This is a genomic window from Tabrizicola sp. (assembly GCF_022842145.1).
GTDB lineage: Bacteria > Pseudomonadota > Alphaproteobacteria > Rhodobacterales > Rhodobacteraceae > Tabrizicola.
This window is the reverse complement of the sequence record NZ_JALHQD010000001.1, coordinates 233201-258978: the sequence shown is the minus strand read 5'-3', so window position 1 is coordinate 258978 and position 25778 is coordinate 233201. Positions and strand designations below refer to the sequence as shown.

24 protein-coding genes and 1 riboswitch are annotated in these 25778 nt (G+C 67.2%); of the genes, 7 read left to right on the top strand and 17 right to left on the bottom strand.

Annotation, left to right across the window (positions count from 1 at the left end; all coding sequences use genetic code 11):
* Positions 1-26: 26 nt before the first annotated feature.
* From Q0C42_RS01285 to Q0C42_RS01265, 5 genes are read right to left on the bottom strand one after another with little or no spacing between them, the layout of a single operon-like run.
* Entirely contained in the window at positions 27-1589 is a 1563-nt protein-coding gene (locus Q0C42_RS01285; protein ID WP_295070843.1) for an indolepyruvate oxidoreductase subunit beta family protein, read from the bottom strand.
* On the bottom strand, positions 1586-3733 hold the full coding sequence (locus Q0C42_RS01280) for an indolepyruvate ferredoxin oxidoreductase subunit alpha (RefSeq protein ID WP_295070840.1): 2148 nt from the start codon (positions 3731-3733) through the stop codon (positions 1586-1588). The genes Q0C42_RS01285 and Q0C42_RS01280 overlap by 4 nt, the downstream gene beginning before the upstream one ends.
* Before the next feature lie 3 nt (positions 3734-3736).
* Positions 3737-4225, bottom strand: a complete 489-nt coding sequence (locus Q0C42_RS01275) for a MarR family winged helix-turn-helix transcriptional regulator (RefSeq protein WP_295070837.1) — start codon at positions 4223-4225, stop codon at positions 3737-3739.
* Complete coding sequence (locus tag Q0C42_RS01270) at positions 4222-5787, bottom strand: NAD(P)/FAD-dependent oxidoreductase (protein WP_295070834.1); 1566 nt, start codon at positions 5785-5787, stop codon at positions 4222-4224. The genes Q0C42_RS01275 and Q0C42_RS01270 overlap by 4 nt, the downstream gene beginning before the upstream one ends.
* 1 nt (position 5788) lies before the next feature.
* On the bottom strand, positions 5789-6580 hold the full coding sequence (locus tag Q0C42_RS01265) for a cyclase family protein (RefSeq protein ID WP_295070831.1): 792 nt from the start codon (positions 6578-6580) through the stop codon (positions 5789-5791).
* A 129-nt stretch (positions 6581-6709) separates the two neighbouring features.
* On the opposite strand from Q0C42_RS01265, the gene Q0C42_RS01260 reads away from it, so the two are divergent.
* The 6 genes from Q0C42_RS01260 (at position 6710) to Q0C42_RS01235 (ending at position 13472) form a co-directional block, all read left to right on the top strand.
* The gene (locus tag Q0C42_RS01260; protein WP_295070828.1) at positions 6710-8278 is read left to right on the top strand and encodes an NAD(P)/FAD-dependent oxidoreductase; all 1569 of its coding nucleotides are present in this window, start codon (positions 6710-6712) and stop codon (positions 8276-8278) included.
* Between the two features lie 38 nt (positions 8279-8316).
* Positions 8317-9840, top strand: a complete 1524-nt coding sequence (locus Q0C42_RS01255; protein WP_295070825.1) for an ABC transporter substrate-binding protein — start codon at positions 8317-8319, stop codon at positions 9838-9840.
* A gap of 103 nt (positions 9841-9943) precedes the next feature.
* A complete protein-coding gene (locus Q0C42_RS01250) occupies positions 9944-10954 on the top strand; it encodes an ABC transporter permease (protein WP_295070822.1) in 1011 nt (336 codons plus the stop codon).
* A complete protein-coding gene (locus tag Q0C42_RS01245; RefSeq protein WP_295070819.1) occupies positions 10947-11813 on the top strand; it encodes an ABC transporter permease in 867 nt (288 codons plus the stop codon). Before Q0C42_RS01250 ends, Q0C42_RS01245 begins: the two co-directional genes overlap by 8 nt.
* Positions 11810-12679, top strand: coding sequence for an ABC transporter ATP-binding protein (locus Q0C42_RS01240; protein WP_295070816.1), 870 nt, complete (start codon positions 11810-11812; stop codon positions 12677-12679). Before Q0C42_RS01245 ends, Q0C42_RS01240 begins: the two co-directional genes overlap by 4 nt.
* On the top strand, positions 12672-13472 hold the full coding sequence (locus Q0C42_RS01235; protein ID WP_295070813.1) for an ATP-binding cassette domain-containing protein: 801 nt from the start codon (positions 12672-12674) through the stop codon (positions 13470-13472). The genes Q0C42_RS01240 and Q0C42_RS01235 overlap by 8 nt, the downstream gene beginning before the upstream one ends.
* Before the next feature lie 61 nt (positions 13473-13533).
* On the opposite strand, the gene Q0C42_RS01230 is transcribed toward Q0C42_RS01235, so the two are convergent.
* The 4 genes from Q0C42_RS01230 to Q0C42_RS01215 form a co-directional block, all read right to left on the bottom strand.
* Complete coding sequence (locus tag Q0C42_RS01230; protein WP_295070811.1) at positions 13534-14772, bottom strand: hypothetical protein; 1239 nt, start codon at positions 14770-14772, stop codon at positions 13534-13536.
* Positions 14773-14849: 77 nt separating this feature from the next.
* Positions 14850-15632 carry a metal ABC transporter permease gene (locus Q0C42_RS01225; protein WP_295072792.1) on the bottom strand — a complete coding sequence of 261 codons (783 nt, stop codon included), beginning with the start codon at positions 15630-15632 and terminating at the stop codon, positions 14850-14852.
* A complete protein-coding gene (locus tag Q0C42_RS01220) occupies positions 15625-16410 on the bottom strand; it encodes a metal ABC transporter ATP-binding protein (RefSeq protein ID WP_295070808.1) in 786 nt (261 codons plus the stop codon). The genes Q0C42_RS01225 and Q0C42_RS01220 overlap by 8 nt, the downstream gene beginning before the upstream one ends.
* A gap of 26 nt (positions 16411-16436) precedes the next feature.
* A complete protein-coding gene (locus tag Q0C42_RS01215) occupies positions 16437-16919 on the bottom strand; it encodes a Fur family transcriptional regulator (protein ID WP_295070805.1) in 483 nt (160 codons plus the stop codon).
* 67 nt (positions 16920-16986) lie between these two features.
* On the opposite strand from Q0C42_RS01215, the gene Q0C42_RS01210 reads away from it, so the two are divergent.
* Positions 16987-17982, top strand: a complete 996-nt coding sequence (locus Q0C42_RS01210; RefSeq protein ID WP_295070802.1) for a zinc ABC transporter substrate-binding protein — start codon at positions 16987-16989, stop codon at positions 17980-17982.
* 81 nt (positions 17983-18063) lie between these two features.
* On the opposite strand, the gene Q0C42_RS01205 is transcribed toward Q0C42_RS01210, so the two are convergent.
* From Q0C42_RS01205 to Q0C42_RS01170, 8 genes are all read right to left on the bottom strand, one after another.
* Positions 18064-19509, bottom strand: coding sequence for a cobyric acid synthase (locus tag Q0C42_RS01205; RefSeq protein WP_295072789.1), 1446 nt, complete (start codon positions 19507-19509; stop codon positions 18064-18066).
* Entirely contained in the window at positions 19503-20558 is a 1056-nt protein-coding gene (locus Q0C42_RS01200; protein WP_295070799.1) for an iron ABC transporter permease, read from the bottom strand. The genes Q0C42_RS01205 and Q0C42_RS01200 overlap by 7 nt, the downstream gene beginning before the upstream one ends.
* Positions 20555-21901, bottom strand: coding sequence for an FAD-dependent oxidoreductase (locus Q0C42_RS01195; protein WP_295070796.1), 1347 nt, complete (start codon positions 21899-21901; stop codon positions 20555-20557). The genes Q0C42_RS01200 and Q0C42_RS01195 overlap by 4 nt, the downstream gene beginning before the upstream one ends.
* 6 nt (positions 21902-21907) lie before the next feature.
* Positions 21908-22837 carry an ABC transporter substrate-binding protein gene (locus Q0C42_RS01190; RefSeq protein WP_295070793.1) on the bottom strand — a complete coding sequence of 310 codons (930 nt, stop codon included), beginning with the start codon at positions 22835-22837 and terminating at the stop codon, positions 21908-21910.
* Positions 22838-23602, bottom strand: a complete 765-nt coding sequence (locus tag Q0C42_RS01185) for an ABC transporter ATP-binding protein (RefSeq protein ID WP_295070791.1) — start codon at positions 23600-23602, stop codon at positions 22838-22840. It abuts the gene before it with no gap.
* Positions 23599-24048 carry a DUF1636 domain-containing protein gene (locus Q0C42_RS01180; RefSeq protein WP_295070788.1) on the bottom strand — a complete coding sequence of 150 codons (450 nt, stop codon included), beginning with the start codon at positions 24046-24048 and terminating at the stop codon, positions 23599-23601. The genes Q0C42_RS01185 and Q0C42_RS01180 overlap by 4 nt, the downstream gene beginning before the upstream one ends.
* 29 nt (positions 24049-24077) lie before the next feature.
* Positions 24078-24305: riboswitch (cobalamin riboswitch) on the bottom strand.
* A gap of 177 nt (positions 24306-24482) precedes the next feature.
* Positions 24483-24983 carry a gluconokinase gene (locus Q0C42_RS01175; protein WP_295070786.1) on the bottom strand — a complete coding sequence of 167 codons (501 nt, stop codon included), beginning with the start codon at positions 24981-24983 and terminating at the stop codon, positions 24483-24485.
* Positions 24980-25735 (bottom strand): SDR family oxidoreductase, encoded by a 756-nt coding sequence (locus Q0C42_RS01170; RefSeq protein WP_295070783.1) that lies wholly within the window; start codon positions 25733-25735, stop codon positions 24980-24982. Before Q0C42_RS01170 ends, Q0C42_RS01175 begins: the two co-directional genes overlap by 4 nt.
* Positions 25736-25778: the final 43 nt, after the last annotated feature.

Below are 25778 nucleotides of genomic sequence, written 5' to 3'. Positions count from 1 at the left end.
GGGGGCGGGAACGCCCCCTTCTTCGTTCAGGCGAAACTGTCGATGGTGCGGATCGCGCCGTCCAGAGCCTTGCCCTCTTCGTCCAGAAGGGCCGCCTCGCGCAGGCGGCGGCACCAGTCGGCGGCGTCCTCGCGGTGGGCGATGCGGGCGGTGGCGGCAAGGACGCGGTCGAACTTCGCATAGCCTCGGACATGGGTGTCGGAGTAGCCCTTGATCAGGCGGCGGCAGCGGATCAGTTCCACCGCAAGGTCGTAGTTGCGGGTGGTCTGGGCGAGCGCGGTGTCCAGCCAGTGTGTCAGATGCGCCTGTTCCTGGGCGTGGCGCAGGGTGCGGCGACGCCAGCCTTTCATCCCGCCAAGGATATGGAGCGTCACGAAGGCGGGCAGGCTGTCGGTCCGCAACCGGCGGCCCTTGTCGAACCAGCGGGTCAGGCGGGCCATCCACTTCGGGTCAGCAACTACCTTCGCGCCAAGGCGGGCGGGGAACATACCGACGATCTCTTCGGCGCGGGGGTGGAAGAATTCGGTCAGGTGGAGGACATTGGCGTCCTTCACCCGCATTTCGGCGCGGATGCGGTCGAAGCGGCGGGCGCGGGTTTTCAGGTCGGCGACGCGGATGATATCGTCGTAGGCCAGCGCGTTGGCGATGTACTTGGCGGCCTCGCGTGACAGGACCCAACCGTGCGCGGCGTCGTCGCGGGAAAGGACCGTACCAAGGCGGTCGAGGTATTCCGCGCCGTAGCGGAGGTCCTGGAAGTCCACGACCTTGCGCAGGCCGGGGAGTGCCAGTTCGGCGACCGGCGCCGGCAGGGCGGCGACGCGGGCGGCAAGCCTGTCCCATTCGGCCATCAGCCGGGCGGGGCCTTGGACTTTCGATTCGGGCTTGACCGCGGCGACAGGTGCTACTTCGGGCGTCGGGTTCGCCGCGACCTCGTAGGCCGCCGCAAAAGCGCGGAGCGAGCCGTCGATACCTTTTCCCCCGGACCTGATCGCGGCTTCGAAGGCCTCACGCGGGAAGGGGAGGACGCCCGCACCGGCCAATGCGCCGAAGAGGGAGGCGGAAATGACCGAGCCGTTGCGGATCGCCAAAGCGTCAAAGTCGGCGGCGATGACTCGCCGGGCGGCGATTTCGGCGGCGGCCATCACCTCGTCGGAGGAGGCGATGCCGTCGCCGGGGACCATCTTTTCCGACACCGCCAGCGCGCGGTGGGTCGAGGTGATGAGGACGGTCCGGTCCGGCGTGACGAAGCCCCGGATGATCGAGCGGCCGGCTTCCATCATTTCGGCGGTGATCATGATGTCGACGTCGCCGGGGGCAGGCATGAGGGAGAAGACCGGGACGGGTTCGCCGGGCTTTTGCGGGGCCATTTCCACATAGTAGACCGTGGCCCCGGTGCGCTGCGAGACACCCGCCACGCTGGTCGCCTGCGCGGCATAGCCTTGCGCGCGGGCAAGGTCTTCGATCCAGCCGGTCAGGACGCCGCCGCCCTGGCCACCGACGGCAAGGATTGCCAGCTTGATGATCCCGGACAGGCGCGGGTCGGCTTGGCGAGACTCGGTCTCGGCCCCGATGGTTTCGTGCAAGGTCATGCCGTGCCCCCGAAGTCCAGCCGTCGCGCGGCGCGGCGGGATTGCAGCCAGCCGATGACCTTCGTCCGGAAAGCGGCCATCTTCGCCTCCCATTTCGACGGGTTGTGGACCACGTCGGCGCGGTAGAAGGATGGGCAGAGGACGGCGGCATCGGCCACTTCGCCGCAATTGCCGCAGCCGACGCAGCTTTGGTCGATGCTGGCCACGGGGTCGTCGCGCAGCGGGTCGTCCAGCTTCTTCAAGGACAGCGACGGGCAACCCGACAGGCGGATGCAGGCGTGGTCGCCGGTGCAGACGTCTTCATCGACGCCGAAGCGGGGCGCCTCCACCCGGCGGCCCTCCTTGATCGCCTGCTGGGCCAGCGGCTTTTCGCGGCGCTGCTTGTTCAGCATGCATTCGGACGAGGCGACGATGACCTTGGGGCCGGGGGTGTCGGTGGTTAGCGCCTCACGCAACACGTCGCGCATCTTGCCCACGTCATAGGTCCGGTCCACCTGCCGCACCCATTCGATCCCGATGCCTTTCAGCGCCTTGGTGATCGGGTGCTTCGTCGCCTTGGTCGGGTTGTCAGCGCGCGAGGACATGATGTCCTGCCCGCCTGTCGCGGCGGAGTAGTAGTTGTCGACGATCACCGCCACGCCGTCGGACTTGTTGAAGGCCATGTTGGTGAAGCTGGAGCTCAGCCCGTTATGCCAGAACCCGCCGTCGCCAATGATCGACAGCGGGCGGCGTTCGCCACCGCCGTCGAAAGCCGCGTTGGCAGCGGGACCAAGGCCGTACCCCATCGTCGCGCCGCCGATCTCGAACGGGGGAAGTGAGCCGAAGAGGTGGCAGCCGATGTCCGCAGAAATCTGCAGCCTGCCGGTTTCCTTCTGCACCAGTTTTATCGCGGCGAAGATCGGGCGTTCGGGGCAGCCGGTGCAGAAACCGGGGGGTCGGATCGGGACGGTCTTGGTCAGGTCCGGGATCTGCGGCTTGTCCTCGTTCGGGGCGCGGATCAACGCGGGGAGCATATGCGGCGCGGCTTCCTTCAGGAAGGCCGCGATCCCGTCCAGCATCACCTGCCCGGTATATTCCCCGGCCATCGGCAGGATGCCCTTGCCGCGCAGTTTGACGCTTGACCCGGCGCGGTAGAGGAAGGTGGAAAGCTGCTGCTCGATGAACTCGGGCTGGCCTTCCTCGATCACCAGGACCTGATCCTTGCCTTCGCAGAACTCCAGGAACTCGGAGGAGAGGAGGGGGTAGGTGACGTTCAGCACGTAAAGCGGAACCTGGCTGTTGCCCCAGATATCGGCGAGGCCCAAGCGCTGCAGCGCGCGGATGACTCCGTTGTACATGCCGCCCTGCAGGACGAGACCGACGGGGGCGGTCTTCGGGCCGAAGACCTCGTTCAACTGGCGCTCGCGGATGAACTTTTCGGCGGCGGGCCAGCGGTTCTTGATCTTGTCCTGTTCGTGGGCAAAGGACATCGGCGGCAGGACGACGCGTGCGAAGTCGGACTGCGGGTTCGACAGGGCGTCCTTGACCGACAGTTTCGGGCGCTGGTTGTCGCGGGTCTGGAAGCTGCCGGTGACATGGCAGGACCGGATGCGGACCATCAGCATGACGGGGGTGTTCGACGCCTCGGAAAGTTCGAAGCTGTCCTTCACCGCCTGGGTGATGCAGGGCAGGTTGGGGCGAGGGTCCAGAAGCCAGAACTGCGACTTCATCGCGAAGGCGTGGCTGCGTTCCTGCATGATGGAGGAGCCTTCGCCGTAATCCTCGCCCACGATGATGAGGGCGCCGCCGTTCACGCCGCTGGAGGCCAGGTTCGCAAGGGCGTCCGAAGCGACGTTGACCCCGACAGAGCCCTTGAACGTCACCGCACCGCGGATCGGGTAGTGGACCGAGGCCGCCAGCATCGCCGCCGCCGCCGCCTCGTTCGCGTTGGCCTCGAAGCGGATGCCAAGCTCGGCCATCAGATCTTCGGCATCGGCGAGGACATCCATCAGGTGGCTGATCGGCGCGCCCTGGTAGCCGCCAACGTAGCCGACGCCGTTTTCCAGAAGCGCCTTGGTGATCGCAAGGATGCCTTCGCCGGTGAAGGTATCGCCCGCGCCCTTGCGCAGGTGTTCGACTTCGGCCTTGAAGGAACGTTCGGCCATGTCTCAGATCTCGTGCTTGCGGATGTTGGTCAGCATCTTTTGCAACGTGCCGACGAAGGCGCGGCGCTCGTTTGCCGGGATGCCGCGGAACATGCGTTCCTGGGCTTCGGCCATGCGGGGCCAGAGGGTTTCGAAATGCGCGCGGCCCGCTTCGGTAATGGTGACCCGGGTGGCGCGGCTGTCCGAGGCGTCGGATTCGCGGCGGATCAACCCGTCGGCGGCCAGCTGGTCCAGCGCGCGCGAGAGCGTGGACTGTTCGACCACGGAGTAGACCGCAAGCTCGCGGATCAGCGGGCCTTCGATGACCGAAAGGACGGCCAGCGCCCGCATCTTCGGTGTGGTCAGGCCCAGGCCCGCCATCTCGTCGCGCAAACTGGCGTTGTAGCGGCCCATGATGCGGTTCATCAGGTAGGGCGCGTAGTTGGTCAGGCCGATCTCGCCCAGGCGGGGCAGGGTTTCGGGCGGCTTCTCCGGAGGGGACTGGTCGGTCATGCGCCCAGCCTTTTCGCCGCAAGGAAGCCCGAGCCGCCGCCAAGGCCGGGGCCGGGGTGGGTCGATGCGCCGATGTGATGGAAGCCGCGCACCAAGTTGGTGCCGTTCGTCGAATGGGCGTAGGGGCGGAAGATGAAGAACTGGTCGATGGTGCAAAGCCCGCCATAGGGGTCGCCGCCGACGAGGTTGATGTTCATCTTTTCCAGGTCCGCAGGCGAGTAGGCGCGGCGGGCGAGCTTGATCGTGTCGAAGTCCTTGATGTGGCGTTTCAGGATGGCTTCGATCCGGTCGGCGAAGGCCTCGCGGGTGGCTTCGGACCAGGTGCCGTCGGTGGCGATTTCGCTTGCGGCGTCGCCTTTCACCTGGCGAGGTGCGTCGGGGATCTGGAGCCAGAGGATCGCTTTGCCCGCAGGCACACGCGAGGGGTCCAGGCGGTGCGGCTGGCCGAGGCAGATCGTGGGGGTGGTGGGAAGCATCCCGCGTTCGGCCTCGTTCGAGGCCTTGGAGACAGAGTCGATGCCGTCGGCCAGATGGATCAGCGCCACCTCGTCGAGGCCGGGGGTCAGCCATTCCGGGTGCCGGTTCAGCGCGTAGTGCAGCTGGAAGTTGCCGCGTCCGTGGCGGAACGTTTTCGCCGCCGCCTTGTCCTCGGGCAGGTTCACGTCGCGCAGAAGGCGGTCCTGCAACTGGCCCGGCGCGACAGAGGCGAGGACGGAAGCGCAGGCGATTTCCTCTCCACCCGCCAGCGCCACGCCACGGACCCGGCCGTCCTTCACAAGGATGCGGTCCACGTCGGCGTTGCAGCGGATTTCACCGCCCTTTTCCTCGATCAGCGCCTTGAAGGCCGCCACCCCGGCGCCCGATCCGCCCTTGACGATGGGGGCACCGGCGGCCTCCAGCGCGAAGGCGATGACCTTGCCCATCTGGCCGGAGTAGGTGCTTTCCGGAGTGAGGCCGGTGTGCAGCACCCAAGGGGCGTAAAGCGCCTGGACGGTGGGCGAGGTGTAGGTCGTCTCCAACCAGCCCCGCGCAGGAACGAGGGCGCGGCCGAACCACGAGGCGAGGCCCCGCAACCCGCGTTTGCGGACCTGGCCCCAGAGGAGTTTTGCGGTGGGCCAGGACCAGAGCGAGCCACCCAGCAACGCGAACAGGAACGGCGCGTCGGCTTCAATGCCGCCCGCGTCGCGGGCATGCGCGTCGCCGTCGCCGGCTGACAGCGTGTTGAACGTGGCGATGTTCTTCGCCCGGTCGGTGGTCAGCACCAGGGCCTCGCCGTTCGGGCGCAGGACCGCCGTGGGGTGCGGCGTGTGGCAGTAGTCGAAGCCGTGGCGCGCAAGGTGGGGGCCAAGCGCGGCCCCCGCCGGTGAGGTCATGAACAGAACCCAGGTCGCGGCCATCACGTCATGGCGGAAACCGGGGAGAGTGATCTCCTCGGTCTTGAGGCAGCCGCCGGGGACCGCCTCCCGCTCCAGCAGCAGGACGCGGTCGCCTTTCAGGGCAAGCATTGCCCCGGCGACCAGCGCGTTGATCCCGCTGCCGATGATGACGTGATCGGGACGCATCTTACGACTTCGGCACCAGCGCCAGAGCGCGGATGGGCGAGCCGGTGCCCTGCTTGATCTTCAGCGGCGCGGCAATCAGGATCGCGCCCTTGGCCGGAAGCTTGTCCAGATTGGCGAGGCTGGCCAGACCGAAGCAGTTGTTCTTGTGCAGAAGGTTGTGCGCCGGGAAGGGCGGGGTCATGCCGCCCGCCTGGCCCGCGTCGGTGCCGATACACTGGCTGCCCCAGCCGACAATGCCCTTCGAGAGAAGATACTCTATCACCTCGGCGGTTGGGCCGGGGGTGTGGGGGCCGGTCTCGTTGGCATTCAGAAAAAGGTTTTCATCATGCGCGCGCTGGTCCCAATCCGACCGCAGCACGACCCATTCGCCGGCGTTGATCGCGCCATGCTGGGCCTCCCACGCCTTCACGTGGTCGATGGTCAGAAGGAAGTCGGGGTTCGCGCCACATTCGGCGCTGAAGTCCAGCACGTTGACCGGAGCCACCAGCCGCTGCACGTCCAGCGTGTCGGTATAGCCGTCGGCATAATCCTTGCCGGTGATCCAGTGGTGCGGCGCGTCGAAGTGGGTGCCGGAGTGTTCGCCCAGTTCCAGCCAGTTCCAGGCCCAGAACGGCCCGTCCTTGTCATATTCGCTGATCCGGTGGATCTTGATCGGCGGGGTGTCCTTGGCGAAATCCGGCGGCAGTTTCAGAAGCGGCGTCTCGGGCCCAAGCACGCCCGAGCAGTCCACCACCGTAATCCCGCCCGAGGCGAGCATTCCCGCCAAGGATTGCAGCACGTTTGCTGAAGTCATCATTCTCTCCCTGTTGGCCGGACCCGTCCGGCAAGGCCAAAGCCGGGCGTATCCCGGTCGTCTTGGAATCATGCTAGACAGATTTAAATGCATTTGCAAATATCCCTGCGTCAATCTGGCGGGGAGCGCATGGCCGACACCTTCGATGCAGTCCTGATCGGGGCGGGGCACAACACCCTTGCCGCCGCGCTGCATCTGGCCGCGAAGGGCTGGCGCGTTGGCGTCTTCGAACAGGCCGCCACGGCGGGTGGCGCGGTGAAGACCGGCGAGTATACACTTCCGGGCTTCCGCCACGACTGGGCCGCGATGAACCTGTCCCTGTTTGCTGGAAGCCCGTTTTTCAAGGCCTATGGCGGGGAACTCGCCCGCCACGGCTGCGAGTTCGTGCCGGTGGATCGGCCGTTCTGCTCCTCCTTCCCGGACGGAGAATGGGCGGGTGTCTCGACCGTTGGCGACGAGACGATGGACGCCTTTCGCGCCCTGTCGCCGGGGGACGCCGCGGTCTGGCAAGAGCTGACCAGCCGATTCGGGGCGGAGGCCCCGCATCTCTTCGGCCTTCTGGGATCGGAGATGAAACTCCGTGCGCTTGCATATTTCATGTTCAAAACGTTGCGCGCCAAGGGGATGACCGGGACGCTGGACATGGGACGGTTCCTCTTGTCCTCTCCCCGCGCCTGGCTGGAGGAAACCTTCGCGCATCCCCATATCCGCGCGCTGCTGGGGGCCTGGGGGATGCACCTGGACTTTGCCCCGGATGTCGCCGGGGGCGCGATGTTTCCCTACCTGGAGGGGATGGCGGGTCAGGCGTTCGGCATGGTGATCGGCAAGGGCGGTGCGGATACCATCGTGAAGGCGCTGGTCGCGGCGATCACCGCGCGGGGCGGGGTGGTCGAGACCGGGGCCAGCGTAACCCGCATCCTGCGTGAGGGTGGACGTGCCACGGGGATCGAGATGGCCGGCGGCCGCCGGATCACCGCCAGCCGCGCGGTCATCGCGGGCACTTCTCCGAAAGGGTTGCGGAGGCTGACTGGCGATACCGCCCCCGCCTTCGACCGCGCGATGGACAGCTTCCGCCACGCGCCGGGGACGATGATGATCCATCTGGCGATGGATGGTTTGCCGGACTGGCGCGCGGGGACGCAGTTGCAACGCTTTGCCTATGTCCATCTGGCGCCCAGTCTGGACCAGATGGCGCGGACCTATGCCCAGGCGCAGGCGGGACTGCTGCCGGACGAGCCGATCCTGGTGGTGGGGCAACCGACGGCCTTCGACCCCTCCCGCGCGCCGGAGGGCAAGCACACGCTTTGGGTCCAGGTCCGCATGGCGCCGGGTTCCATCGCCGGTGATGCGAAGGGCGAGATTGCGGCGAGGGACTGGACCCAGGCCGCCGAACCCTTCGCGGACCGCGCGCTGTCGATCCTGGAGGCCCATGCCCCCGGCACGCGGGCGAAGATCCTGGGCCGCCGCATCGTGATTCCGCTGGAGCTGGAGGCGGACAACCCCAACCTTGTTGGCGGAGATCAGGTCTGTGGCAGCCACCATCTGTCGCAGCATTTCCTGTTCCGCCCCGCGCGGGGCCATGCTGATGGCAGCACGCCCGTTGCCAACCTGCACCTTACCGGCGCGGCCGTCTGGCCCGGAGCGGGTACGGGGGCGGGACCGGGATACCTACTGGCGCGGAAACTCGCCGGGAAATGACGACCACCAAAACAAAGACCAACAACAGGGATACGACCATGAACCTCAACCGCCGGAGTCTTCTCAAGCTCTCTGCCGCCACGATGGCCGCGGGCAGCATCGGCCTGCCGTCCTTTGCGCAACAGATCGACGAGCTGGTCATCGCCTACAACGTCAACCTGCCCTCCTGGGACCCGACCGTCGGCCCCAGCGCGGTGAACCCGACGATCCAGGGCCTGTATCAGTCGGTTTTCGACCAGTACATCCTGCAGCAGCCCGACCTGTCGCCCGCGCCCGGCCTTCTGACCGAATGGGGCTGGAGTGACGACAAGAAGCAGGTGTGGATGACCGTCCGCGAAGGCGTCACCTGGCACGACGGGTCGCCCTTCACTGCCGAGGACGTGGCCTGGTCGCTGGCCCGCGCCGCCAATCCCGACACCGGCAACCCGATCCAGTTCGTCTGGGGCACGCTGGCCAACCACCGGGTCGAAGGCAACAAGGTCATCGCCGACGTGGCCCAGTTCGACCCGACGGTCTTCAAGTGGATGTATTTCCTGACCGGCTACGTCCTGCCCAAGGCCTATTTCGAGAAGGTGGGCGCGGAAGGCTTCGAGGCCGCCCCCATCGGCACCGGCCCCTATATGGTCGAGAAGTTCGAGCGCAACGCCTTCGTGCGGCTGAAGGCCAACGCGAATTACTGGGGCGGCAAGCCCGACTTCGACACCGTGACGATCAAGTTCGTCCCCGACGCCGCCGCCCGGGTGGCCGAGGTGGAATCCGGCAACTCCCACGTCACGCTGGAGATGCCGTATGAGGAATACGACCGCCTGAAAGGTGGCCCGCTGGCGGGGGTCTCGGCGCCGATCAGCGACATCGGGATGATCTTCCTGAACGACATCGAGGTGATGACCGACCCCAATGTCCGCATGGCTGCCGCGCATGCCATCGACAAGCAGGCGATCATCGACCGCCTGCTGTCCGGCTATGGCGTCAAGATCGACACGCTGCAGACGCCGGAATACGACGCCTATGACGCGTCCATCGTGGTGCCCTACGACGAGGCGAAGGCGATCGAACTGCTGGCGGCCTCTGGTTTCGGGCCGGACAATCCGGTCAAGTTCAAGATCCAGACCACCAAGGGCTTCAAGCCCAAGGACTATGAGATGGTGCAGGCCATCGTGGGCCTGTGGCGCAAGGTCGGGATCGAGGCCGAGATCGAGGTCTACGAGATCGCCAAGCACTACGAGCTGCGCGCCGCCGACCAGCTGGCCCCGGCCGCGTTCTACAACTGGGGCAACTCGGTGGCTGACCCGACGACCTCGACCGGGTTCGCGATGTTCGGACCCAGCCCGCACAGCGTGTGGGATGGCGAGGACCTGATCGGCATGATTGGCCCACTATGGGGCGAGGCGGACGAGGCCAAGCGGATCGAGGGCTGGAAGGCGGTGGACAAGTACATCGCCGAGAACGCGCTGGTGATCCCGCTTCTGCAGTATGTCCAGCCGATCCTGCATGCCCCGGGCGTGGTGGTGACGCCGCATGCCTCGGGCTCGCTCTTGCCGCATCTGATGAAGCGGGCCTGACGTCGCGCTTGCGGATACCCCGGGGGGTTTCACACCCCCCGGACCCCCCCGTGGGATATTTTTGGACAGATGAAAAAGGGGCGGTCTGCCCCATCCGGGGCTCATGCCGTTTCTTCGCATCCTGTTAGTGCGTCTTCTGACCACCGCCATCACCCTGGCCGGGGTGGCGGTGATCGTGTTCTTCGTGATCCGGGTCGTGCCCGGCAATCCCATCGCCATGATGCTGCCCCCCGGCGCGACCGAGGACGACATCGCCCGACTTTCGGCGCTGTACGGGTTGGACAAGCCCCTGCTGACGCAGTTCGGCATCTGGGTCGCGGGCGTCATGCAGGGCGATTTCGGCACCTCGATCACCACGCGCCAGCCGGTGCTGGATCTGGTGCTGGGCCGCTTGCCCGCGACGCTGGAGCTGTCGATCATGGCGCTGGTGATGGCGATGATCCTGGGCGGGGCGGCGGCGCTGACCGGCACGCGCTTTCGCGGTGGGCGGACCGAGGGCGCCATCGACGTGGCCAATGGCATGGCGCTGTCGGTGCCGGACTTCCTGTGGGGGCTGGTGCTGATCCTGCTGTTCGGGGTGCTGATGCCGGTGTTTCACATCTCGGGCCGGGTGACGCCCAGCCTGGAGCTGCCTTTCACCACCAACTTCTACCTTTTCGAAAGCCTGATCCGGCTGCGCTTTGACCTTTGGGCCGACCTCGTCGCGCATATGTTCATGCCTGCGCTGGCGCTGGCGATCCCCTTGGCGGCGATCATCGGGCAGCTTCTGAAGCAATCGCTTAAAGAGACGATGAACCTCGACTACGTCACCCTGGCCCGCACCAAGGGCTATGGCGAAACCCGCGTCATCCTGCGCGAGGCGCTGCGCAACGCCGCCCTGCCGACGCTGACGCTGGTGGGGGTGCAGTTCACCTTCCTGATCGGCGGGACGGTGATCATCGAGCGGCTGTTCAGCTACGAGGGGCTGGGTAACATGGCCATCGATGCGGTGATCAACCGTGACCTGCCGCTGATCCAGGGCATCGTGATCCTGTTCGCGGTGATCTTCACCGGGGTGAACCTGATCGTGGACCTCCTCTACACCGTTCTGAACCCGAGGCTCCGTCATGGCTGAGGCGAGGGCCATTGACGGCCGTTCGATGGTCCGCCGAAAGGCGGGGCTGCGGTTGTGGCTTTCGGCCGGGTGGCTGGGGCTGCTTTGCGTCGTGGCGCTTTTCGCGCCGTGGATCGCGCCGAAGGACCCCCTGGCGCAGGACCTGTTCCTGGGTCGCCTGCCGCCGTTCTGGATGGAGGGGGCCGAGCCGGGGTACTGGCTGGGGACCGATAGCCTGGGCCGCGATGTGCTGAGCCGGATCATCCACGGCGCCCGGGTGGCCTTGGCCGTGGCGCTGATCGCGGGGACGATCACCTGTCTGGTGGGCGCGACTCTGGGTCTTCTCGCCGGGTTCCTGCGCGGCTGGGTGGATCTGGTCATCAGTCGGCTCATCGACATCTGGATGGCGTTTCCGCCGGTCCTCTTTTCCATCCTCCTGATCGCGGTCCTGGGGCCGGGCCTTGTGTCGATCATCATCGCGATCGTCGTCATCGACTGGACCCGCTTTGCCCGCGTCGTCCGGGCCGAGGCGATGGCGCAGGGGGCGATGGACTATGTCGCCTCGGCGCGCGTCGCGGGGCGTGGGCGTCTGGGGACGATGATGCGGGAAATCCTGCCGAACGTGCTGCCAACCATCGTGGTCCTGCTGACGCTGGAGATGGGCATCGCCGTGATTGTCGAGGCGATTCTGTCCTTCGTGAATCTGTCGATCTCGACCGATGATCCGACCTGGGGCGGGATGATCTCGGAAGGGCGGACCAGCGTCCATCAGGCCTGGTGGGTGCTGGTCTTCCCGCTGGTGACGCTGTTCCTGACCGTCCTTGCCTTCTCGCAACTGGGCGAGGGGTTGAAGGACCGCTTCGATCCGGTGCTGCGATGAGTTTCCTTCAGGTCCGCAACCTTTCGGTCCGGCTGAAGAAGGGGCCGCCGCTCCTCCGCCGCGTGTCGCTGGACGTCGCGGCGGGCGAGGTACGGGGGCTGGTCGGCGAATCCGGCGCGGGCAAGTCGATGATCGGCAAGGCGGTGCTGGGCATCCTGCCGCCGTCAATCGAGGTGACGGAGGGTGAGATCCTGCTGGACGGAGTGGACCTGCTGCGCCTGCCTTTGGCGCAGCGGCGGCGGCGCATCGGCGCGCTCTGCGCCTTGATCCCGCAGGACCCGCTGACGGCGCTGAACCCCAGCCACCGGATCGGGCCGCAGATCACCGACCGGCTGGTCGACATCCTGGGCTGGACCCGCGCTGATGCCGACCGGCGCGCGGGGGAATTGCTGGCTGAAGTGCAGATCCCCGACCCCGACCGGGTGCTGCGGTCCTACCCGCATGAGCTGTCGGGCGGCATGCGGCAACGCATCCTGATCGCCAGCGCCTTCGCGGCCGAGCCGAAGCTGATCGTCGCGGACGAGCCCACGACGGCGCTGGATGTGACGGTGCAAAAGCAGATCCTGAAGCTGATCGCCGGGATGCAGGCCCGCCACGGGACGGCGCTGCTGTTCGTCACGCATGACCTGGGTGTCGTGTCCAAGGTCTGCCAGCGCCTGTCGGTCCTTTATGCCGGGATGGTGGTCGAGGATACCTCGGTCGCGGATTTCTTTGCCGCACCGCGCCATGCGTATTCGGCGGCCCTTCTCGCCGCGACGCCGAAATACACCGACCCTTCGGCCGGGCTGATCCCGGTTCCCGAGGCCGTGATCTCTGCCGTGCAGGCCGAAGTGGCCGCCTTCGACCGGAGCGTTGCGCATGGCTGACCTTTACCAGATCGAAGACCTGCGCCTGTCGCTGGCGGACATGACCGCAAAGCCGCTGTTCGGTGCGGCACCGCATATCGAGATCCTGCGGGGGCTGAGTTTCACCATCCCCAAGGGCGCGGTGGTCGGCATCGTCGGCGGTTCCGGCTCTGGCAAGTCGACGCTGGGCCGGGCGCTGGTGCGGCTGCTGGAGCCTTCGGGGGGTCATATCCGTTTCGACGGGACCGACATCACCCATCTGCCGGAGGCGGCGCTGCGCCCGCTGCGGCGGCGGTTCCAGATGATCTTCCAGGACCCGATGTCGTCCCTGAACCCGCGCCACCGGGTCGGCACCATCATCGCCGAACCCCTGCGGTTGCACGGCTTTGATGCGATCCCGGACCGCGTTGCGAAGGCGCTGGATCAGGTCGGCCTCGCCCGCAGCTTCGCCATCCGCTACCCGCACGAATTGTCCGGCGGCCAGCGCCAGCGCGTCGGCATCGCGCGTGCCATCGCGCTGGAGCCGGATTTCATCCTGGCCGATGAGATCGTCTCGGGCCTTGACGTCTCGTCCCAGGCGCAGGTGCTGAACCTCCTGGAACGGCTGGTGCGAGAGCTTGGACTGACGCTGGCGTTCATCAGCCACGACCTGAGCGTGATCCGGCGTCTGTGCCAGCGGACCATCGTCCTGCATCGGGGCGTCATCGTCGAGGACCGGCCCACCGCTGACCTGTTCGCGGAGCCTGAGGCCGCCTACACGCGTGAGCTTCTTGAGGCGATCCCGCTGCCCGATCCGGCGCAAGTCTGGGTCTGATCTGGCAGATCCGCTGATGCGGACCTTAGGCCGCTGGTTGGCGTCAGAGTGCGCCCTGGCGTCAGTCCCCGGCGTTTTCGACCGAGCAGGACTTTACCCCGCCCTTTTCAGTGCAGTTGCCGATCCCGACCTTGATCTTGGTCTTTGACCCAGAAGAACCGGCCGTCAGCGCAAAGCCACCCCCGGACGACCCCGAGGGCGCGGCCGCCTTCATCTCGGTCTTGCCAAGCTCTTCCGCGATGGCTCCATACAAGGCGCCGGCGTGCAAAGCCGCCGCGGCGGCATCACCGGACTTGGTCGCTTCGATCAGCGCCGCCTCGTGGTGCCTCCGGTCTTCTACAGACAGGCCTGCCTCTTCCTTGCCGAAAAGCGATTCGAGACCACTGAAGAGAGATCCGATGCCTGCAGCCGTCGAGCCCTCAGCGGTCGCGACGCCTGCTTCCTGGGCCTCGGCCTCGGCCTTTGCCGCGTCCCGCGCAGCGTCCTGCCGCATGGCCTCTTCGGCTGCCCGGGCAGCAACGTCGGAAAGATAGGCCTCGCGACCTGCATCATCGAGGGCAGAGGCCACCACGATCACCGGCACGTCGCCCAGGCCTTCGACCTTTTCGATCACCCCGGCATTCAGCGCCTTGACGTGCAGGGTCTCGAAGAAGGGCACCAGGTCCTGGTCGGTCATGCGCTTCGGGGCGAGCACGCGCAGGTGGATCTGCGCCCCGAAATCCGCAAGGAAATAGCGGCCACGGAAGCCTTCCGGCAATAGGTCCTCGGTGACGTCCAGACCGCGGACGGTCATGAACTCGGTGCCGCGAAACTGGGCTGTCGTTGCCTGCAGTTCCGACCGCTGTTCCATCGAGGCAAAGCTGGTGAAGATGACATTGGGGTAGCGGACCGCCTTGATCACAACCTTGCGGTCGCCTTTTTCGTAAGTCAGCGCTGCAACCTCTGTGCCCGAGTCCGCGTCAGTCTTGCCCATCTGGCTGACGGCCGCGACGGCCTTCTTGTCGGCCTTCTTTGACGACTTCGGCAGGAAACCCTCGACATCGGCGGCTTCGGTCAGACGGACGGTCCAGCCCTCGGGCGGCTTCGGCAACATGTCGGCAAGACGTGTCGGCATCCCGGCGGCCGCGGCGGAACCGGTGAGCCCCGCCAGGCGACCGGAGATACCCGACACATATTCGGTGAAGGTCAGCCCTTCGGCTTCCTCGCGTCCGGACCATTTGGCGGACATCTTGTAGTCGAAATACACGGCGCCCCCCGCAGTGGCGGAGAACATCACGAAAAAGCCGATCAAACGCAGCACGGGGTCAGTCCTTGTCCTGGTTCAGGCCTGATAGACCCGAATTTTGGCAAGCTTCGGGCAGGATCAAAGTTTTTTCGTCAGGCCCGCCGCAACACGGTGCTGATCGCGAACAGGGCCGCTGCGACGACGATGATCGATGGGCCGGTCGGAGTGTCCTGCCAAAGCGAAAGGCCAAGCCCGCCAAGCCCCGAGGCGGCACCGACCACGACGGCGGCGGCGGCCATTGCCTCGGGTGTGCGGGCGAGGCTGCGGGCGGCGGCGGCAGGGATGATCAGCATCGCGGCGATCAGAAGCGCCCCGACGATCTTCAGCGCCACGGCGACGACAAGAGCCAGTGCGATGACCAGGACCAGACGCTCGCGGTCGGGGTCGATCCCGGCGGCATGGGCCAGGTCCTCGGACAGGGTCGCGGTCAGAAGCCGCTGCCAGCGCCAGACGAGAAGGGCCAGGACGGCTAGTGAGCCAAGCCAGACCAGCGCCAGCTCGGGGCGGGACACCGCAAGGATGTCGCCGAAGAGATAGCTGGACAGGTCGGTGCGAACGTTCGGGAAAAAGCTGACCGCGACCAGTCCGAAGGCAAGCGCGGAATGGGCAAGGACGCCCAGCGTGGTGTCCATCGCCCATCCCCGCGCCGACAGCCCGGCGACGGTGACGGCCATCGCCAGCGCGACGGTCAGGGTCCCAAGGCCGATGGGCAGGTCCGTCGCCAGCGCCAGCGCCACGCCAAGGACGGCGGCGTGGGCCGTCGCGTCGCCGAAATAGGCCATGCGCCGCCAGACGACGAAGGCACCAAGCGGGCCGGTTGCCAAGGACAGACCGACGGCGGCAAGACCCGCGCGCACCAGAAAGTCGTCAAGCATGGTCGTGCTCATGGTCGTGGTGGTGGTCGTGATGATGATGGTGCGGGTGGCCGTCGTCATGCGCGTGGTCGTGTTCGTGGCGGTAGAGCGCCAGCGCGCCCTGAGTGCCCAAGCCGAACAGCGCGCGGTATTCCGGCGCGTTCGACACGACCCGCGGCGTGCCTTCGCAGCAGATATGGCCGTTGAGGCAGATCACCCGGTCGCTGGCGGCCATGACGACATGCAGATCATGGCTGATCATCAGGACAGCAGCACCGGTCTGGTGCCGGACCTCTTCGATCAGGCGGTAGAAGGCGGCCTCGCCGGGCTGGTCAAGGCCCGAGGTCGGCTCGTCCAGCATCAGAATCTGCGGATTGCCCAAGAGCGCCCGGGCCAGCAGCACGCGCTGGAGCTGGCCGCCCGACAGCGTCGTCATCTGCTCGGCCCCTTCGCCCGCCATGCCGACCCGTGCCAGCGCCGCTTCTGCGGCCTGGTCGGTCACGCGGGTGGGCAGGGACAGGAAGCGGCGGACGGTGATCGGCATCGTGCGGTCGATGGTGAGCTTTTGCGGGACATAGCCGATCCGCAGGTCCGGCTGCCGCGAAAGGCGGCCCTCGGCCACCGGCACGATGCCCAGAAGCGCGCGCAGGAGGGTGGACTTGCCCGAACCATTCGGCCCGAGGATGGTGACGATCTCGCCCGGGTCGACCTTCAGGCTGATGTCGTGCAGCACCTCGTCGCTTCCGAAGCGGACGCAGATATGGTCGGCAGAGAGAAGTGACGTGGCGGTGGGGGACATGGTTGCGAGAGATGTCGTGCCAAGGTTCATGACTGCCCCCGGCAATTCGGGCACAGGCCAAGCGCCTCGATGGTGGAGCGTTCGACCTGGAAGCCGGCCTTTGCGGCCTCGGCCTCAAGCGACTGGCGGGCGGCGGTGGCTTCCGCTTCGGCGACGGTGTGACAGGTCCGGCAGATGAGGAAGGCCGGAGCATGATCCTTGCCCGGATGAACACACGCCGTAAAGGCGTTCAGGCGCTGGATGCGGTGGGCAAGACCCTGTTCCACAAGGAATTCCAGCGCGCGGTAGGCAACCGGCGGCTGGTTGCCGAAGCCTTCGGTCGCCAGTCGCGCCAGAACATCATAGGCACCAAGAGCCTTGTGTTCTTCCAGCAGGATTTCCAGCACCCGGCGGCGGACCGGGGTCATCCTTGCCCCAGTGGCCGCCGTCACCGCCTCGGCCCGCGCCAGCGCGTCATGGGCGCAATGCGCGTGGTCATGCGCTGCGAAGGCAAGATCGGGATCGGGCATTGGGGGCTCTTGACGTGTTATGATATTACATACATAGAACGGGGCGACGGAAGAAGGAAGCCACTTGATGCGTTATATCATTACTCTTGTCGCGACCGCCACCCCCGCCCTGGCCGAGGTGCCAAGGGTGGTCACTGACATTCCTCCGGTCCATGCGCTGGTCGCGCAGGTGATGGGGGACCTCGGTCAGCCGGAACTCTTGCTGGCCAAAGGGGCGGACGAGCATGACTTCCAGCTGAAACCAAGCCAGGCCGGGGCGGTGGCGGATTCGGATCTGGTGATCTGGATCGGACCCGAGCTGACGCCCTGGCTGGACGGCGCGATGGACAGTCGCTCAGAAGGTGCGGCGGCGCTGGCGCTGCTGGATGCCGAGGGGACCCAGCGGCGGGCCTATGGCGATGCAAAGACCGACGCGCATGGGCATGGGGAAGACCACGCCGAAGAAGCGGGGCATTCCGAACACGAGGGTCATGCCGACGAGGCGGGCCATTCCGAATCGGAGCATACCGAGGAGGCCGGTCATGAAGAGGGCCACGATCACGGGTCCGAGGACCCGCATGCCTGGCTCGACCCCGCCAATGCACAGGTCTGGCTGGGCCTGATCGCAGCCGAGCTTGGGCGGCTTGATCCGGAGAATGGGGCGACCTATGCCGCCAACGCGGTGGCTGCGGGCGAGCGGATTGCGGCACTGGACGGCGAGCTGGTGGCCCTGCTTGCGCCAGTGAAGGACAAACCGATCGTCACGTTCCACGACGCCTATGGATACTTCGTCGACCACTACGGGCTGACCGTCGCGGGCAGCATCGCGCTGGGGGACGCCTCGTCGCCCGGTGCGGCGCGGCTGGCCGAGTTGCGGGGCGAACTGGAGGCCGGGGGCGTGGTCTGCATCTTCCCCGAGGTGCAGCACGACCCGGCGCTGGTCGAGCAGATCACCGAGGGGACCGGGGTGAAGATCGGCGGGGCGCTGGATCCCGTCGGCTCGTCGCTGGACGCGGGGCCGGACGCCTATGCGGCGCTGCTGCGTGGCATGGCGCAGACCATCGCGGACTGCGCGGGCGGCTAAGCTGTCCAGGCGGCGGGTTGGTGCTGCGACCAGCGATCAGCCCTGGGCGTCAAGGACGTAGGGTGGGTGATATCGCCCACCCTACTTTCGGGCAAGATCCAGAAGCCGGGCGCAGTCGACATGCGTTGCAAGATGCTCGGCAAGCGCGTCCAGAGTTTCCTCGACCGTCTGGTCATAGCTGACCACTCCCGGCGAAGCGCCAAGACTGGCGAGGAACGCGCGCCGGAACGCGTCCTCGGTGAACATGCCGTGGATGTAGCTTCCCATGACCCGGCCATCCCCCCGTTGTGCGCCTTCCGGCTGGCCGTCCACGGTGAACATCGGGCGCGCCCGGTCCGGGCCGTCCGTGTGGCCAAGGTGGATTTCATAGCCTTTGACCCTTGTCCCCGAAGCGGGGTGCATGGCCGCAGTCTCGGTCACCCGCTTGTCCACCGTCATGACGGTGGACAGGTCCAGAAGCCCAAGGCCGGGGACTGATCCGGGCCGACCCTCGATGCCCTCCGGATCGGTGATGTCCTTCCCTAGCATCTGATACCCCCCGCAGAGGCCAAGGACCCTCGCGCCGCGCCTCAGCGCGGCGAAAAGGTCGATGTCCCAGCCTTGCGCGCGAAAATGGACAAGGTCGGCGATGGTGGCCTTGCTGCCGGGCAGGATGATCAGGTCGGCTTCCACGGGCAGGGGCTGGCCGGGCTTGATGATCTTCAGCGTGACGCCAGGTTCCTGCGCAAGCGGGTCGAGGTCGTCGAAGTTGGCGATGCGGTTGAGGTGTGGAACGGCGATCAGGAATTCTCCGTCGCCGCGTGTGCCGCCAAGGTCCGCCGCATCCTCGGCTGGAAGCCGGTGGGCCTGCGGGAACCACGGGACGACACCAAGCCCCTGCCAGCCGGTACGCTGTTCGATCAGGTGGTAGCCGTCATCGAAAAGCCGGGGGTCGCCGCGGAACTTGTTGATCAGGAACCCGCGGATCATCGCGGCATCCTCCGCGTCGAGGACGGCTTGAGTTCCGACAAGCTGGGCGATGACGCCACCGCGGTCGATGTCTCCGGTCAGGATCACCGGGACATCGGCGGCGCGGGCGAAGCCCATGTTGGCGATGTCGCCGGCGCGCAGGTTGACCTCGGCCGGGCTGCCCGCCCCTTCGACGATCACGAGGTCGGCCTCGGTTTGCAGGCGGCGGAAGCTGTCCAGCACCGGGGCCATCAGTTGCGGCTTCAAGGCGGCGTAATCCCTGGCACGAACGGTGGTCAGGCGCTGGCCCTGAACGATGACCTGCGCTCCGGTTTCCGACTCTGGCTTCAAGAGAACCGGGTTCATGTCGACATGCGGCTGCACCCCGCAGGCCCGGGCCTGCAGAGCCTGCGCGCGGCCGATCTCGCCGCCCGTGGCCACGGCGGCGTTGTTCGACATGTTCTGCGGCTTGAACGGGCGCACCGTCAGGCCCTGCCGGGTGAAATGACGGCAGAGACCCGCGACCAGCATCGACTTGCCGACGTTGGACCCGGCGCCCTGGATCATGATCCTCATGATCTGCGGGCCATCAGCCAAAGGAAGAAGACCCCGCCGACGAGGCCGGTGACGACGCCGATCGGCATGTCCTCGGGCGCCATGACGATGCGGGCGACAGTATCGGCGGCGACCAGGAAGATCGCTCCGGCCAGCGCGGAAAAGGGCAGGACGCGCGCGTTGTCGCCGCCCACGGCAAAACGGACAAGATGCGGCATCATCAGCCCGACGAAGCCGATAAGGCCCGAGAATGCGACCATGACGCCGGTGATCAGCGCCCCGGCGACAAAGACCGTCAGGCGGAAGCGGGCGACCGGAATGCCCAGCGAGGCGGCGGTTTCGTCCCCGAGGCTCATGGCGTTAAGCGCAGGAGCCTGGGACCAGAGCCAGAGGCCCGCAGGCAGCAGGACGGCGAGCGGGTAGATCAGGTGCGACCACTGCGCGAGGCCAAGGCCGCCGAGCATCCAGAAGACCACGGTGTGGGTCGCCTTCGGGTCACCGAGGAAGATCAGCACATTGGCCCCGGCCATGATGATGAAGCTGACAGCGACCCCCGCCAGGACCAGACGGTCGGCCGAGGTGGCCCCGGTCAGCCGCGCCACGGCAAGGACAAGAAGGGTCGCCGCCAGCGCCCCGCCAAAGGCCATGAGCGGGACGGTCAAAAGGCCGAGGAAGAGACCGGTGTGCAAAAGCGCCGCGATCGCGCCGAACGCCCCGCCCGAAGAGATGCCAAGAAGGTGCGGGTCGGCAAGGGGATTTCGCGTCACCGACTGCAAGGCCGCACCCACGATCCCGAGGCCCGCGCCGACGAGCGCTGCCAGAAGGGCGCGGGGGAAGCGGATGTCCCAGACGATGGCCTCGCGGCCGTCCGTCCAGTCAGGGGTGACCAGGCCCGGCAGCATGTGGTTCGCGAGCACGCCCCAGACCGTCGCCAGCGGGACCGCCACGGCCCCGACCGAGACGGCAACAAGAATGGCAAGAAGCAGGACCCCGCAGCCGCCCAGCACCACACCGGCCCGGCGCGTCAGGCGCAGGGTGGGCGAGGCCGGGCTGGCAATCGGGGTTTCGGTCATCCGGCCTGCTCCATGACGGTGCGGGCCGCGGCCTGGCCGGACAGGAACGCCCCATGCGCGGTGCCGGGGTGGTCGGACGACGAGGCCTCTCCGGCAAAGACCAGACGGCCGTCCCAGTCGGCCCCGGCCAGCGCGCGGCGCGTGGCAGGAGAGGAGCCGACAGCGTGGAACGAGTAGGAGCCAAGCGCGAACGGGTCCTGCGACCAGCGGGTCACCTGCGCGGCCACAGGCGTCGGGAACGCGGTGCCGAACATAGCCTTCAGAGCCTCATGCGCCCCGGACAGCGTGGCGTCGTCGTCCAGGTCCTCCAGAGCGCGGGCCTGCGCGCCGGCGTGAAAGGCAAGCAGGACGGGGGCCTGCAGCGCCCTGCCCAGGCTCACCCATTGCGACCACTGGCCGTCCTTTGGCCCAAGCCATTCGATCCAGTCGACATCCGCGTCCCAGGCGATACGGTCAAAGCGCAGCCAGCATTTGTTCAAAAGACCCATGCCAAGGCTTGCGATGGCCTCTTGTCGGGCCGGGGCAAGCGGTTCGGCGAAGCTGACGCTGCCGGATTTCAGCACGCCAAGCGGAAGCGTCACGACGGCGTGGTCGAATGTCAGGGTCGGGCCATCGGCGAGCGTCACCGCCACGCCCCCGGTCACCGGGGCAAGCGCCGTCACCCTCTGACCCATCCGGACAGAGGTCCCGTCCGCCAGATGCGCGACGATCTGGTCATAGCCGCCGGGAAAGAGGACGTCTGGCCCGTCGAACGCCTTGCCCGCGTCGATATTCCAGGCGGAGACCTCCGCCCAGTCGCCCGCGTATTCCTGCTCGAAGCTCGCGTTCACGTAGTGGCGGACCAGGCGGCGGGTTTCCCCATCGGCCTTGCCCCAGGCAGGAGAGGACTGAATGGCCACGGCCAGAGAAAGATCGGTCTCGACGCCGTCGGCAGCGTCACGCGCGGTGGCGACAAGGGTCTCGGCCATGTCCATGGCGGGGGTCAGGTCAGTTTCGCTGCCATCCGGCCCAAGTGCCAGGCTCCGGTCGTAAGAGGTAACGACCCGCGCGGCCCCGGCCTGATCGGCCAGCGCGGTGATCGGGTTGCCCTTCGCCCCATGGATCCAGCTTGCGCCAAGGTCCATCGGCAGGTCAGGCCACTGGCGGGACGTGTGGATGCGGCCCCCGATCCGGGTGCGGGCTTCGATCACCATGACCTCATGCCCGGCCGCCCGCAGGTCGCGTGCAGCCGCAAGCCCCGCGAGGCCCGCGCCGATCACCACGATCCGGCGCGGCGCCCGCGCGCGCGCCCGCCGCGCCAGAAGCGCAGCGGGGATCAGGGTCAGGGCGGCGCGGCGGTCCATCGGCTGTCAGTTCCCCCAGAAGCCCGCGACCAGCTTTTCCACCGCGCGGATGTTGCGGGGGCCTGGGGTGGCCTCGACGTATTCCAGCACGACATAGCGGTCGTTCTTCACCGCGTCGATGCCCGCGAACGCGGGGTTGGTTTCCAGGAAGGCGATCTTCTGCTCGGCCGTCACGTCGCCGTAGTTGACGATCACGATTACTTCGGGGTTGCGTTCCACCACCGGCTCCCAGGCGACGGTGGCCCAGCTTTTGTCGAGGTCGTCCATGATGTTGCGCCCCCCGGCCGCCTCGATCAGGGCGGTGGGGATGGCATAGGCCCCGGCGGTGAAGGGGGCTTCATCGCCCGAGTCGTAGACGAAGACGCGAAGCGGAGCGGTGCTGTCGACACTGGCGGTGATCTCGGCCAGGCGCGCCTTATACCCTTCAACCAGCGTGGTCGCCCTCTCCCCGACCCCGAAGATCGTGCCCAGGTTCAGCAGGTCGTCGTACATGTCCTGCATCGACGCCTTCGCTTTGGGACCGACGAAGATGCAGCTTTCGGTCAGCTCGTAGGTCTTGATGCCAAGCGGTTCCAGCGTCTCGGGCGTGACTTCGCCGCCGACCTTCATGCCGTAGTTCCAGCCGGCGAAGAAGAAGTCGGGTTCGGCATCCAGCAGCACTTCACGCGTCGGGTACTTGGCGGAAAGCTCCGGCAGTTCGGCGATTCCGGCGCGGAGTTCCGCGTCCAGGGTCTTCCAGCCCGAAACGCCGGTATAGCCGACCATCCGGTCCTGCAGGCCCAGGGCCAGCATCATCTCGACCAGGTTCACGTCATTGGCGATCGCGCGGGTGGGCGCGGCGTCGAAGGTGATCTCGCGGTTGCAGCTTTGCACCGTGACCGGGAAGGCCAGTGCGGGGGTGGACAGAAGGAGAAGGGCGAGGAGTGAGGTTTTCATCTAGTGGTCCAACTGAAAGGAGAAACGGGGAGACGTGCCGGATCGGTCGATCCGTGTCGCGACCTGGAAGGCGCGGGCGATGGTGGCTTCGGTCAGCGCCTGATCCGGGGCGGCGTCGGCAATCACGCGGCCCTGGTCCAGGATCAGCACGCGGTCGGCAAATTCGGCGGCAAGGGTCAGGTCGTGCAGCGTGCAGACCACCGCCAGGCCAAGCCCGCGCAGCAGGCGGAGGAGTTCCAGCTGATGCCGGATGTCGAGGTGGTTGGTGGGCTCGTCCAGCACCAGGATGCGGGGTTCCTGCGCCAGGGCACGCGCGACCATGACCCGCTGACGCTCGCCGCCCGAAAGCGTGCCGAACCGGCGGTCGGCCAGGTGCGACAGGTCCATCCTGACCAGTGCGGCCTCGGAGATCGCGGTGTCCCGCACCCCCGGCCCCATCCCCTGCCGGTGCGGCAGACGGCCAAGCAGGACGATGTCGCGCGTGGTCAGCGCAAAGTCCGTCGGCTGTTCCTGCAGGACGGCCGCCACGATCCGCGCCGCTTCCCGTGCCGGGCGATGCCACAGATCGCGGCCCTCGACGATGATCGAGCCGGAAAGCGGCACCTGGTGGCGATAGAGCAGTCGCAAGAGCGAGGACTTCCCCGCCCCGTTCGCCCCGCAGATCGCCAGGACCTCGCCCTCCGCCAGCCGGAACGAGATGTCGTGCAGGATTGCCGGGGCGCGCTTCGGACCCCAGGTGACGTTGCGCAGTTCAAGCACGGTCACTGGATCGCCCCTTCCTGCGTGACGATCATCGCGGCCGGGATGCGCGCCAGGGTCGTGTCGCAAAGCCGCGTCGGCAGGTCGCGGCCGGTCATCCAGCCGTCCTTCAGCGCGGCATAGCTGCGGGCGAAGGCGACCAGGTCGTCCAGCGGCTGGTCGGGGTCAATGTCGCCGAACAGCCAGGTCGCCTTGCCGGTCGCGCGCCAACCGACAACGCAGGGCTCGCCGTGATCGGGCACGCAGCCCGCCAGACAGGCCGTGCCCGAGACCTCGAACGCCTCGCCAAGCCCCGCCGCCGAAATCGCGTCTCGCAGCTTTCTCAGCAGAGCGAAGCCGGGCTTGCAGACATCGCCCTTGTGCTTGCAGGCCTTGCAGACCAGCACCTGATGCGGCGCGGATTGCGCCACCGAATACGTCCGGGGCCGGGACCCCTGGGGAAGTTCGTCCATCGAAATCTCCTTCCGGGGCACCCCGCCCGGTGGGTTACATTTTCGATGGCAGGTCTCCTGACTTCGCGGGTCGCCGCTTCCCCTTGCCTTCCCGGCCCGCCGTTCGAACGGCAGACCAGTGGCATGAGAGGGGTCGCTCGCCGCTTACAGTTGCGGGGGCAGTCGGGGATTCGGCGGCTGTTGCCTACACCTCACCCCGTTCCCTTTTCACCCGGCCGCGCGTGGTTTGGCCGGGAACCATCCCCCTCTGTCTGCGCCGGAATTCCGGACGGTTCAAGATCGAAAACGACCCTGTTCCGCCAGGTCCCGTCAGCCTTTCACATTTGCACAAATATCCTCTGGGGGTTTGGGGGGCGAAGCGTCCCCGACGGCCGAGCGCTTTCGCGTCCTTCACGCGAAAGCGCGAGACAAAAGGCATGCGCGAAGCGCTCGATTCAGGAACCGCCCCGATCCTGGGGCAGCCGGTCCAGCACCGCCGCGACCAGAGCGGGCAGGTCCAGCGCGATGTCCACGGTGATCGCCTCCTCCGGGCCGGGAGGCTCCAGCGCCGCAAACTGGCTGTCCAGCAGCGTGGTCGGCATGTAATGCCCGGTCCGCGCGCCCATGCGCGCCGCGATCAACGCGCGACTTCCCGCAAGGTGGACGAAGGTCACCGGCCCAGCCGCGCCCTCCCGGATGCGGTCGCGGTAGGCCCGCTTCAGGGCCGAGCAGCCGATGATCACCGGGGCCTTGTCCCGCAGCACCGCGGCCACCCGGTCCAGCCAGGGCCAGCGGTCGGCATCGGTCAAGGCAATCCCGTCGCGCATCCTGGCCACGGCGTCGGGAGTGTGCAGGTCGTCGCCGTCGAAATAGGGGATGCCCAACCGGGCCGACAGCGCCTCACCGACCGAGGATTTGCCGCAGCCCGAGACGCCCATGATCACCAGCCGCCTCACAGCGACGCCGTGATGCCGCCGTCGACATAAAGGATATGGCCGTTGACGAAGCTGGCCGCGTCCGAGGCCAGGAAGATGCAGGCACCCTGCAGCTCCTCGACCTTCCCCCAGCGACCTGCGGGGGTCCGTTTCTTCAGCCAGGCATCGAACTCCGCGTCCGCCATCAGGGCGGCGTTCAGCGGGGTCTCGAAATATCCCGGCGCGATGGCGTTGCAGGTCAGCCCGTGCCGCGCCCAGTCGGTCGCCATGCCCTTGGTCAGGTTGCCCACGGCCCCCTTCGTCGCCGTATAGGGCGCGATGCCGGGCCGGGCGAGTGCGGTCTGGACCGAAGCGATGTTGATGATCCGCCCCCGCCCCCGTGCGATCATATGGCGCGCGACGGCCTGGCCTACATGGAAGACCGAAGCCACGTTGGTCTGCAACAAACGCTCGAAGGCCTCGGCCGGGAAATCCTGCAACGGGGCGCGGTGCTGGATGCCGGCGTTGTTCACCAGAATGTCGATCGGCTTGCCTGCCGCCTCGAACCCGTCCACGGCAGCGCGCGCTGCCTCGTGATCGGTGACGTCGAAGACCAGCACCTCGGCCCCCGGAATGCCCGCCGCCGCGGCCTCGGCGCGGGCCCTGTCCCGCCCGTTGATCACCACCTGCGCGCCCGCTTCCGCAAGCCCCCGCGCCAGGGCATGGCCGATCCCCTGCGAGGCCCCGGTCACCAGCGCCCGGCGGCCGGTCAGATCGAACATGGGATGCGACATCGGTCCCTCCACGTCTTGTGCGCCCGCGTCGGCTGCGCGAAGG